Annotated in this window: 8 protein-coding genes; 2 read left to right on the forward strand and 6 right to left on the reverse strand. The window is 65.4% G+C overall.

The window, feature by feature from the left end:
• Positions 1-682 precede the first annotated feature (682 nt).
• Positions 683-1,933: a low temperature requirement protein A gene (locus E3T35_RS07070; RefSeq protein WP_166789868.1), complete on the forward strand. Its 1,251-nt coding sequence runs from the start codon at positions 683-685 to the stop codon at positions 1,931-1,933.
• A 179-nt stretch (positions 1,934-2,112) separates the two neighbouring features.
• A complete protein-coding gene (locus E3T35_RS07075; protein WP_241988757.1) occupies positions 2,113-2,490 on the forward strand; it encodes an ATP-dependent DNA ligase in 378 nt (125 codons plus the stop codon).
• 79 nt (positions 2,491-2,569) lie between these two features.
• On the opposite strand, the gene paaZ is transcribed toward E3T35_RS07075, so the two are convergent.
• The 6 genes from paaZ to E3T35_RS07105 all read right to left on the reverse strand — a co-directional run.
• A complete protein-coding gene (gene paaZ, locus E3T35_RS07080; protein ID WP_134378258.1) occupies positions 2,570-4,624 on the reverse strand; it encodes a phenylacetic acid degradation bifunctional protein PaaZ in 2,055 nt (684 codons plus the stop codon).
• A 52-nt stretch (positions 4,625-4,676) separates the two neighbouring features.
• A complete protein-coding gene (locus tag E3T35_RS07085; protein WP_092338014.1) occupies positions 4,677-5,570 on the reverse strand; it encodes a 3-hydroxyacyl-CoA dehydrogenase family protein in 894 nt (297 codons plus the stop codon).
• Positions 5,570-6,754: an acetyl-CoA C-acyltransferase gene (locus E3T35_RS07090; RefSeq protein WP_092338016.1), complete on the reverse strand. Its 1,185-nt coding sequence runs from the start codon at positions 6,752-6,754 to the stop codon at positions 5,570-5,572. Before E3T35_RS07090 ends, E3T35_RS07085 begins: the two co-directional genes overlap by 1 nt.
• A 144-nt stretch (positions 6,755-6,898) precedes the next feature.
• Positions 6,899-8,146 carry a hypothetical protein gene (locus E3T35_RS07095; protein WP_134378259.1) on the reverse strand — a complete coding sequence of 416 codons (1,248 nt, stop codon included), beginning with the start codon at positions 8,144-8,146 and terminating at the stop codon, positions 6,899-6,901.
• Between the two features lie 64 nt (positions 8,147-8,210).
• Entirely contained in the window at positions 8,211-9,455 is a 1,245-nt protein-coding gene (locus E3T35_RS07100) for an amidohydrolase family protein (protein ID WP_092338020.1), read from the reverse strand.
• Positions 9,456-9,642: 187 nt separating this feature from the next.
• Positions 9,643-11,156: DEAD/DEAH box helicase (locus tag E3T35_RS07105; protein ID WP_241988758.1), on the reverse strand; the 1,514-nt coding region annotated here is incomplete at its 5' end.

Below are 11,156 nucleotides of genomic sequence, written 5' to 3' on the forward strand. Positions count from 1 at the left end.
TTGAAACTGACAAGAACAAATCATTACTGACTTGCTTTGTTTAGTTGCCCAACCGAAGTCAGGACTTGTTCAATATTATTTCCAAAGGAATCTCCCGGCTGCAACCCGCTAGAAACGGGTGAACAACCACGAGGTTTTTGGCATTTGACATTGTGCACGCTGTTGAGTTCTCAAGGATCGGACACACCCGACTTCAGGCCCTATTCTGGGCTGTCGCTCCGGGGCAACTTGTCTAACTTACCCACCCAGCCAGTCGCTGTCAAATCGGCCAAACCGGGCAATTTCCGGCATGCAAAGCACACCAAAACGCTCAGAAAAACACGACTCAACCAGCAACACACACTCGATGGGAGGCTTACCATCCTAGCCCAACTTCAACGCACTTGAAACAAGCACTCTCAGCTGATCCGGCTACGATCTGGTCCCACATGAGGCCGAAAAGCACTGCGGCTTTCCGCACCTTTGGGGTACGTATAGATACATTACGGCCACCACACCCACCCGTCAAAACGCACCCCACCCGGGCGTGTCGCACCGGTCCGCACCTACCGGGCCCACCCTATGAACACGGGCCCAGTTCATAAACTGGGCCCACGGACGGGGCCCGGGCCCCGTCCGCAATTGCACTGGTGGATGAGGGAGGTGTCGTGCGGGTTTGACCCGCACGGGGGAGACTGGGGAGGTGAGCCGATCCGGGAAGACGAAGCAGCAGCATCCGTTTGAGCATCGCGCGTGGATTCTGCGCCTGGGGTTTCGCCGGAGCCTGCTGCGGCCGGCCGATTCCGCGCGAAGTGACCGGGTCACCTACATCGAGCTGTTCTTCGACCTGATCTTCGTCTTTGCCCTCACCCAGCTGTCGCGCTACCTGTACGCCAACCAGTCCTGGGTCGGGGCGCTGGAATCGATCATCCTGGTGCTCGCGCTGTGGTGGCTCTGGGTATACACGACGTGGGTGACCAACTGGCTCGACCCGGCCAAGCTGCCGGTACGCGGCGTGGTGATCGGGCTGTCCCTCGTGGGTCTGGTGATCAGCACGTCGATCTACGAGTCCTTCGGCGATCAGGGGTTGGTCTTCGCCATCGCTTATGTCGTTCTGCAACTGGGCCGCACGGTGTTCATGGTGCTCGCCCTGGCCCGCCACGATCCGGCCCTGCACGCGACCTTTCTGCGCATTCTGCTCTGGCTGTCCGTGGCAAGCGTGTTCTGGATCATCGGTGGTCTCATGCCGCTGTCCGTGCGGCTGCCGGCCTGGCTGATCGCCCTGGCCATTGAGTATGGTTCGGCGAGCCTCGGATTTCGCATCCCCGGGCTGAAAGCGCCGGGCGTCGACGATTGGGATGTCTCCGGGCCGCACATCGCCGAGCGCAGCGCCCTGTTCGTGATCATCGCCGTCGGTGAGTCTTTTCTGGTGACCGGGTTTGCTTTCGTCGACCAGGAGGCATCCGCTCTGGGGATAACCGGGTTGTTTCTCGCCTTCGTCAACGGGCTGGCGATGTGGTGGCTGTATTTCGATCACGGCGAGCGAGCCGGCAGCAGGGCGATTGCGGCATCAAGCGAGCCGGGCCGCATTGCTCGGCTGGCATACACCTACGTGCATGCCATCATCATCGCGGGCATCGTGCTGACCTCGGTCGCTGACAAGTCGGTGCTGGAACACCCGGAGGACGCCATGACGCTGCCGGTGGCCGTGACCATCACTGGCGGGCCGCTGTTCTACCTGGTGGGACTGTTGCTGTTTCGCTGGATCGTCACGCGCACCCTGCTCGTGTCGCACCTCGTGGGGATCGGGCTGCTCGCCCTGGCCGGTGCTGCGGGTGCTCTCTTGACCCCGCTCGGGTTGGGCGTCGTGACCTCGGTTATCTTGGTGATCGTCGCGGCCGGGGAGACGATCTCGCGCGTTCGCGCCGGCACGACCGACGACGACGCTGGCTGAGCGGATGCCGGGCCCACCTTGTGACCGCGGGCCCAGTATAGAAACTGGGCCCAGGGACGGGGCCCGGGCCCCGAACGTGGTGCGGACGGGGCAAGTGAGGACGTTGGACCCTACTAGTGCGGGCGCGCGAACGTAATACTGAGATGAGTTGCATCGCTGAAACGGACAGGAAAGCAATCATGGGTTCACTTACGTATGACCGCGTCGTCGTGGAGATCGATGATCGCACCCTGGAGCACCTTCAGCTCGTGATTGCGCAGAAGCTGCGCCGGAGCGAGAGTTTTCTCCTGTCCTGGCAGGACTCCGCCGCAGTCGGTTCCGGTCGCAGCTCGATCTGGATGAATCCGGCGATCCCGCTGTACTTCAAGTACGCCGGCGGACACGCGGCCAAGCTCAACCGACAGTGGATCGAAGACCTCAGCTGCTCAGCCAACAGCGCCCAGGGACTCGTCATCGTCAGTGAGGCCGGTTCCTTGCCCGCGACGACCCCAACCTCGCGGCCGAAGACCACGATCGAGGCGCGCGCGACAGCGCGCACCGACACCGTACTGGTGTAATCCGCGCTGCGCCCAGGTGCAAGCTGGATGACGAAAGCGGGCCCATGATCTTTGCGCGGGCCCGCTTTCGAACCCCTACCTAGTGCTTGGCGACCAGGGTCAGCACGTCGTAGGAGGCCACGAGCTCGTCGTTCTGGTTGGTCAGCACGGCGTCCCAGCGCACATCGCCGTACTCGTCGGTCTCGCGCGGGGTGATCTGCTTCGCGGTGAGGGCGACGCGGATGCTGTCGCCGGGCGACACCGGCGTGACGAACTTCAGGTTCTCGAGACCCGAGTTGGCCAGCACCGGCCCAGGCGCCGGATCGACGAACAGACCGGCGGCCCAGGAGACCAGCAGGTAGCCGTGCGCCACCCGGCCCGGGAAGAACGGGTTCGCGGCGGCGGCTTCCTCGTCCATGTGGGCGTAGAAGGTGTCGCCGGTGAACTGGGCGAAGGTTTCGATGTCTTCGAGGGTGACCGTGCGGTAGTCGGACACGATCTGGTCGCCGATCACGAGTTCGGCCAGGCTCTTTCGGAACGGATGCGTGTCGCCGGCTCGCGTAGACGCGCCCTGGTGCCAGATTCCGGTGATGGCCGTGAGCATCTCGGGCGAGCCCTGAATGGCGGTGCGCTGCATGTGGTGCAGCACCGCACGGATACCGCCGAGCTCTTCACCGCCGCCGGCCCGCCCGGGTCCGCCGTGCACGAGCTGCGGCACCGGCGAACCGTGCCCGGTGGAGGTGCGGGCGTCGTCGCGGTCGAGCAACAGCACCCGACCGTTGAAGGCGGAGATGCCGGTCATCAAGGCGACGGCCACTGACGGGTCGTGGGTGGCGATACTGGTCACGAGCGACCCGCCACCCCGGCGCACGAGGGCGATGGCCTCATCGAGGGTGTCGTAGCCGAGCACACTCGAGACCGGGCCGAAGGCCTCGACCTCGTGCACGGCGGCAGCGGAGGCGTCGTCGAAGCGCAGCAGCAGCGGCTCGACGAAGGCGCCGTCGGGAGCGAGCGCGGTCGTGCCGTCTGCGTGGAGAACGAGCGGAGCATCCGTTTGGCCGACGACCAGCCTGCCGCCGGCCTCCTGCAGTCGGGCAACCTGCTTGAGCACCTCGAGGCGCTGCGCGGCGGAGGCGAGCGGGCCCATGGTGACTCCCTGGGCGCGCGGGTCGCCGAGGACGATGCGCTCGGTGATGCGCGCCTGCACGGCCGCGATGACGTCATCCATGGCCGCACGCGGCACGATGACGCGGCGGATAGCGGTGCACTTCTGGCCGGCCTTGACCGTCATCTCGGTGACGACCTGCTTGACGAAGGCGTCGAATTCGGGGGTTCCGGCGGCGGCATCTGTTCCGAGAATCGAGGCGTTGATCGAGTCGGTCTCGTTGGTGAAGCGCACTCCCCCGGTCTGCACGGAGTCGCTCGCGCGCAGCTTCTCGGCGGTGGAGGCCGACCCGGTGAAGGCGACGAGGTCGCCGAGGCGCACGTCGTCGAACAGAGTGGGCACGCTGCCGGAGACAAGCTGCAACGACCCGGCCGGCAGCAGGCCGGAGTCGGCGAGGATGCGTACGAAGGCCTCGGCGAGGTAGCCGGAGGGCGTCGCGGGCTTCACCAGGGTCGGCACCCCGGCGAGGAAGGCCGGTGCGAACTTCTCCAACGCGCCCCAGACCGGAAAGTTGAAGGCGTTGATCTGCACGGCCACTCCGGGCAGGCGGGAGTAGATGTGGCGGGCGATGAAAGAGCCGTCCTTGGAGAGCGGCTCAACCGGCCCGTCGACGTAGACGCGGGCGTTGGGCAGCTCGCGGCGTCCCTTGGAGGAGTAGCTGAACAGCACGCCGATGCCGCCGTCGATGTCGACCCAGGAGTCCACCTTGGTGGCTCCGGTGCGGCTGGACAGGGCGTAGAGCTCCTGCTTGTGCTCGGTCAGCAGCAGCGCCATCTGCTTGAGCAGAACGGCACGCTGGTGAAAGGTGAGCTCGCCGAGCGATTTCTGGCCGACGGTGCGGGCGTACTCGAGGGCGGCGGCGAGGTCAAGGCCCCGGGTGCTGACGCGGGTGACGACCTCACCGGTCGAGGCGTCACAGACGTCGACGGCGGCGTCTGTGGAAGTCGGGGTCCACCAGGCGCCCTGAACGTAGCTGGGCAGGATGGTCATTATGGGGTCTCCTTCAGGTGCGTGCGGGGTGCGGTATCGGTGCGGGCGGGCATCAGGCCTCGTCCCAGCGGTAGAAGCCCTGGCCGGACTTGCGGCCGAGCTTTCCTTCGGCGACGAGTTTGCGCAGTAGCGCGGGCGGTTCGAAGCGGGCGCCGAGCTGCTGGTGCAGGTATTCGGCGATGCCGAGCCGCACGTCGAGCCCGACCAGGTCGGTCAGTTTCAACGGTCCAACCGGATGCTTGTAGCCCAGCATCATCGCGGCATCAATATCCGAGGCGCTCGCGACACCCTCTTCGAGCATGCGGATGGCTTCGAGGCCGAGGGCCACTCCGAGCCGGGACGAGGCGAATCCGGGCGCGTCACTGACGGTGATCGGAGTCTTGCCGAGCGCGGAAACCCAGCTCTGGGCATCCGCTACCAATTCGGGCGAGGTAGCGCTGCCGGTGACGAGTTCGACCAGGTTCGAGGCGGGCACCGGGTTGAAGAAGTGCAGGCCGAGAAAGCGGGCCGGGCGCTTGAGCTCGTCGGCGAGGTCGTCGATCGAGATCGACGAGGTGTTACTGGCGAGTGCGGCATCGGCGGGAAGGTGGGCCTCGACCTTCTGCAGGGCTTCCACCTTGAGTGCGCGTACCTCGGGAACGGCTTCGACGACGAGTTCACGGTCGCTGAACAGGCCGAAGTCGGCGCCAACGGCGAGGCGGGCCTCAAGCTCGGGGCGGGTCTCCCCGGTGGCGCCGCGGGTGATACTGGCGTCGACGGCGCGCAGCACGCGCTCGCGGGCGGCCGCAGCCTCGGTGTCGTCGCGCTCGACCAGAGCCACGTGGGCTCCCGCGAGCAGGAAGGCGTGGGCGATTCCGGCGCCCATGCGCCCGCCGCCGAGCACGCCGACGCGATCAGGAACGCCACTTTCGCCGCGGTCGCCGAGTTCGAGTTCAGAAACAGACATCAGACACGCTCCAAAATGAGGGCCGAGCCCTGGCCGACGCCGACACACATGGTGGCGAGGCCGTGCTGGGCGTTTTCCCGCTCCATGCGGGCGAGCAGGGTGACGACCAGGCGTGCACCGCTTGACCCGAGCGGATGCCCGAGCGCGATCGCGCCGCCGTCGCGGTTGACGATCTCTTCGTCGAGGCCGAGGCGGCGGATGCACGCGATCGACTGGGTGGCGAAGGCTTCGTTGAGTTCGATGGCGCCGAGGTCGGCGAGGCTCAGGCCGCTGCGCTCGAGGGCGCGCTGAGTGGCGGCGACCGGCCCGAGGCCCATGATCTCCGGGGCCAGGCCCACGTTGGCACCGACCACGATGCGAGCGCGCGGCGTGAGGCCGTACTTTTTCACGGCCTCGCCGCTCGCCACGAGAACCGCGGAGGCGCCGTCATTGAGCGAGCTCGCGTTGCCGGCTGTAACGACGGAGCCACCGGCGACGATGGGCCGCAGGGCGGCGAGGCCCTCGAGGGTGGTCTCGCGGCGCAAGCCCTCATCGACGAGGACCTCGCCCTTTTTGGTAGGCACGCCGACGATCTCATCGACGAAATGGCCCGCGTCGATCGCGGCGGCGGCGCGCTGGTGGCTGCGAAGGGCGAAGGCATCCGCTTCTTCGCGGGTGATGCCGTCGAGGCGGGCGACCTCTTCGGCGGTCTCGGACATCGAGAAGGTGGCTTTGTCGCGGGCGGCGAGTTTGGGGTTCACGAAACGCCAGCCGATGGAGGTGTCGAACTGGGCACCGGGCTTGGCCCAGGCGCGGTCGGGTTTGGCCTGCACCCAGGGGGCGCGGGTCATCGACTCGACGCCGCCGGCGATCATGAGATCGGCGTCTCCGGCGCGGATTGCCTGCGCGGCCATGGTGATCGCCGACATGCCCGAGGCACACAGCCGGTTCACGGTGATCCCCGGCACGTGGTCGGGCAGCCCGGCCAACAGCCCGGCCATGCGGGCGACGTTGCGGTTGTCTTCGCCGGCCTGGGTGGCGGCGCCAAAGATGATCTCTTCGACCAGGCCCGGATCGATGCCGGCGCGGCGCACGGCTTCGCCGACGACGAGCGCGGCGAGGTCATCGGGGCGAACTGTGGCCAGCGCTCCGCCGTACCGACCTACGGGGGTGCGTGCTCCTCCAACGAGGTAGGCCTCAGCCATGTTTTCTCCTGACGACGGTGTCTGCGTGTGCGTGTGGAAACGAGTCGTAACTTACCGACCGTTCGGAAAGTAATTCTGGCAGACGGATGCTCGCTCGGCAACTCCCGAATTCTCAGTCGGTGCCGACGCGAGCGGTCACGCCGACTAAATGGTCTGCACCAGAATCGATGCCACCACGATCGACGCCGTCGTGACCGTGGTGAAGCCGCCCACGAGCATGGGAGTGATCAGCTCGTCAAAAATCGCCTTTTGCTCGTCTGCAGTGCGCCCCACGGAACGGCTGATTTCCTGGCAGAGAATGTAATCCCCCGGAAAGCCAAACATTGCCGTCAAAGCAACGGGAATGCCCTTCAGCGGGTCCCACTTGAAAATTTTCGAGGCGATCCACCCTCCGCCGATAATGCCGATTCCGCCAACGCCGAGGATCAGCAGCACGGGCCAGAATGCCTGAAGCATGTCGTTCCAGGTGACCGAGCTCATACTCGCGAGGACGACCACGATGACCGTGGCCATGGCGAGACCGAAAGCATTTGCCTGCTGCATTGCCTTGGGCGGGAAAATTCCGAGCACGTGGCCGATGATCCCGATTGCCAGCGCCCAGATTCCATAGTTGACACCGGTGATCGATCCCAGCAACGTGGCTAAACTTCCCGAAGCCAGCAACAGCATCAGGATGATGGTCGGTTCCTGAAAGCGTTCCGGCAGCAGCTGAATTTTTTTCGCTGTGGTGGTCGCGGGGCGCGCCTGCAGGTGGGTGGCAAGTGCGGTGCGCGCACCGGCGGCACTCACACGGTCGGTGCCGCCATCGGCACTTGATGCGATCGAGTCTGATGCGGAGGTCGGTTGCAGCTGTCCGCCGTCACGAAGTTTGACCGCGTACTTACGCAGAAGAATGTTCGCCAGCGGCATGCCGATGAGGCTTTGCACGCCCAGCACGAGTGCGGGGATGACGACGAGATGATTCAGGCCCAACTCGGTCAGTCGCTCAGCGGTGATGATGTAGGCAAGGATGCCCCCGGTCACCGGCCCGGCACCGGCCACGGCCGTGGCGTAACCGAGGATCGGCGACACGACCAGCAGGATCAGCCCCGCACCGAGAACGATTCCGAACAGTGCGATCAAGATCGCTTTGTATTGCGAGCGGAGCTGACTGATCGGTATCAGCGTGCCCATGTGCGTGATGACGGCCGCCACCAGAAGCGAGCCCACGGCCGCAAACGCCGAGTTCGGTATCAGGTCGGCCGGCAGGACGCCGGTCCAGATAAGCACGAGATAGCCGACGAAGATAATCAGTAGGGACGGTATCCAGGCCTTCGACAGAATGGAAATCACCTCGCCGACGGCGAGGAGCAGAATAATCACCGTAGCGACATAAATCGGTTGTTCTAACATCAATCCAGGCCTTTTCTTCTCAACACTGAGCGAAACGTTCCGACAGGCAACGGGGCGAAATCAGCTACGCGGGGAACTGGTTTCGGCCGTCCTTCCACACCTGGTCGATCATGGTGGGGAGTGAGGCGAGCTGGTCGACGGAGTCCAGGCGAGTGTTCAGAACCACGGCGTCCGCCAGGTACGACGGAGCCAATCGCCCAATGGATCCGATGGGAGTGATGAGCTCTCCGGCCACCGACGTCGTGGCTGCGAGCACCTGCTCGAGTGTCATGCCCACTCCGGCGAGCAGGGCCAGCTCCTGCAGGTTTTCGCCGTGCACGCCCACCCCGGAGTCGGTGCCCATGGCGATGCGCACACCGGCGGCGACTGCTCGCCGAATGGATTCGCGGTGAATGTCAATCACCTGGTGGGCTTTCGCGATGACCAGCGGCGAAAGTCCGCTCTGTCCCGATGCCGCCTTGCGGATGACAGCCTCCGGCGCGGCAAGGGTGGGAACGAGGTACGCGTTCTTTTCCAGAAACAGGGCGATGGCTTCGTCGTCGAGATAGATTCCGTGCTCAATGGTGCGCACGCCCATGCGCAGAGCGTTCTTGATTCCGGCAGCTCCCTGCGCGTGCGCCATGACGTATTTGCCCTGCGCTTCAGCCTCGTCCACGATGACCCGAATCTCGGCCTCGGTGAACTGCGAGTGGCGCGGGTCGTCCGTGGGCGAGAGCACACCGCCGGTCGAGCAGATCTTGATTTGGTCGGCGCCGGCCCGAAGCATGCGTCGAGTGACCTTGCGCACTTCTTCGACTCCGTCCGCGATTCCGCTTGGGCGGCCGGGGTGCGATCCCATGGTCGGGGACTCCACGCCGGACGGCTGCCAGAAGTCCGCGTGCCCGCCGGTTTGGGACATGATGCTGATGGCTAGCCGAAGGCGCGGACCCTTGATCAGTCCGCTGTCAACGGCAAGCTTGGTGCCCAGATCGGCGCCGCCAGCGTCGCGTGCCGAGGTGATTCCGGCGCGCAGGGTGGCTTCGAGATTACGCACCGATTCGTAAAACTGCAGGGAGAACGGTTCGGTGAAGGCTTGGAGTGAGCCCGGATTCGACGTTGTGGAGTGAATGTGCAGGTCGATCAGCCCGGGCAGCACGGTCTTGCCGCTGCAATCGATCACGCTGGCGTTCGCGAAGGCCGGGTCCGATCCTGCTTGCGGGCCAACCGCCGCGACAGTGGTTCCGGTGAACACGATGTCCGCCGGCTCGGGAAGGAACCGTTCGCCGTCAAAAACGTGGGCATTCTGAAAAACAGTGGTAGAGACAGTCATGAGGACCTTTCAGTGGGTGCCGGCGGGGCGACCGGGGAGCCCATCGGCTGCGTCAGTGCGGCCGATCCTCGTGCATTTCCCCCTGTTGCCTACAACTGATCGTGCCCCTAATGGGGAAGAAAACAAAATGGGCACCCACCGAACGGTGGATGCCCATCTTGTCTACAAACGAATTTTCAAGCGGATGCTAGATGCTCGCGAGTTCGCGCACGGCCGCGTCACCGGGGGTGGCGGAGGTGTAGCTCGCGTCGATCTCGGCACGGTCGAGCAGCTCGTCCATGCGGCGCTTGCGCTGCTTGGGAATGAGCGTCACGACGGTTCCGGTCTTGCCGGCGCGGCCGGTGCGTCCCGCGCGGTGGAGGTACGTCTTGTACTCGTCGGGGGCATCGGCCTGGATGACCAGGTCGATGTCGTCAACGTGGATTCCGCGAGCAGCGACATCCGTTGCGACGAGAACGTTGACCCGGCCGCTGGTGAGCATCTGCAGGTTGCGGGTGCGGCGGGCCTGGTTGAGGTCACCGTGCAGGCTGGTGGCCTTGACTCCGGCGTCTTCGAGCTGGTCAGCGAGCTGCTCGGCGTAGGCACGGGTGCGGCTGAAGATTAGCGTCTTGCCCTCGCGGTTGACGAGCTCTTCAATGATGCGGCCCTTGTCGCGGTGCTCGATGACGAGCACGCGGTGGTCGATCGTCGAGGAGGCCTGGTCTTCACCGGCAACCTCGTGCACGGCCGGGTTGGTCAGGAATTCCTTGACCAGCGAGGCAACACCCTTGTCGAGGGTCGCGGAGAAGAGGAGCTTCTGGCCGCCGGCTTTGGTCTGGCGCAGGATGCGCTGCACCGGCTCCAGGAACCCGAGGTCGCACATGTAGTCGGCCTCGTCGAGCACGGTGACGACAACTTCGGAGAGGTCAAGACGACCCTGGTCGATAAGGTCTTCGATGCGACCGGCGGTGCCGATGATGATGTCCACGCCGCGCTGGAGGGCGCTGACCTGACGGTACTGGGGAACTCCGCCGTAGATCTGGGTGGTGAAGAGGCCGACGCTGCGGGCGATGGGCTGCACGGTGCGGTCGATCTGCAGGGCGAGTTCGCGGGTCGGGGCCAGGATGAGCGCGCGGGGCTTGCGGGCCATCTTGCGGTCCTTGGCTCCGTTGTTCTCCATGAGCTTCTCGACGAGGGGAGCACCGAAGGCAATGGTCTTGCCGGATCCGGTCTTGCCACGGCCAAGCACGTCGCGCCCGGCGAGCACGTCGGGGATGGTCGCGGCCTGGATCGGGAACGGTGACGGAGCACCAAGGGCGGCGAGCTCGCGCACGATGTTCTCGCCGAGGCCCAGGTCGCCGAAGGTCACACCGACGACATCGGATGCCGTCGTCGCGATGGCTTCGAGACGCTCGAGTACGACGTCGTCGCCGCCGGCGAAGCTCGGCTTGGCGCCGTTTTCGCTGCGCTTCGGGTAGAACTTGCTGTCGCCATCGCTCGGGCGGTCGTTACCGAAGTCGCGACGGGGCGCACGCTCGGCGCGATCGCCGTAAGACGGACGCTCGGTGCGGGCCGGACGGTCGTTGTTGTAGGCCGGGCGATCTGTGCGCGGGGCACGGTCACCGTAGGACGGACGCTCCGTGCGGGCCGGACGGTCGTTGTTGTAGGCCGGGCGATCTGTGCGCGGGGCACGGTCACCGTAGGACGGACGCTCCGTGCGGG

Source organism: Cryobacterium sp. TMT1-2-2 (genome assembly GCF_004403505.1).
Lineage (GTDB): Bacteria > Actinomycetota > Actinomycetes > Actinomycetales > Microbacteriaceae > Cryobacterium > Cryobacterium flavum.

What these genes read in the sequence shown, in the direction of transcription:
- paaZ (WP_134378258.1), bottom strand. Translation starts at nt 4,624, where the DNA reads ATGACCATCCTGCCCAGCTACGTTCAGGGCGCCTGGTGGACCCCGACT.
- E3T35_RS07085 (WP_092338014.1), bottom strand. Translation starts at nt 5,570, where the DNA reads ATGTCTGTTTCTGAACTCGAACTCGGCGACCGCGGCGAAAGTGGCGTT.
- E3T35_RS07095 (WP_134378259.1), bottom strand. Translation starts at nt 8,146, where the DNA reads ATGTTAGAACAACCGATTTATGTCGCTACGGTGATTATTCTGCTCCTC.
- E3T35_RS07090 (WP_092338016.1), bottom strand. Translation starts at nt 6,754, where the DNA reads ATGGCTGAGGCCTACCTCGTTGGAGGAGCACGCACCCCCGTAGGTCGG.
- E3T35_RS07100 (WP_092338020.1), bottom strand. Translation starts at nt 9,455, where the DNA reads ATGACTGTCTCTACCACTGTTTTTCAGAATGCCCACGTTTTTGACGGC.
- E3T35_RS07075 (WP_241988757.1), top strand. Translation starts at nt 2,113, where the DNA reads ATGGGTTCACTTACGTATGACCGCGTCGTCGTGGAGATCGATGATCGC.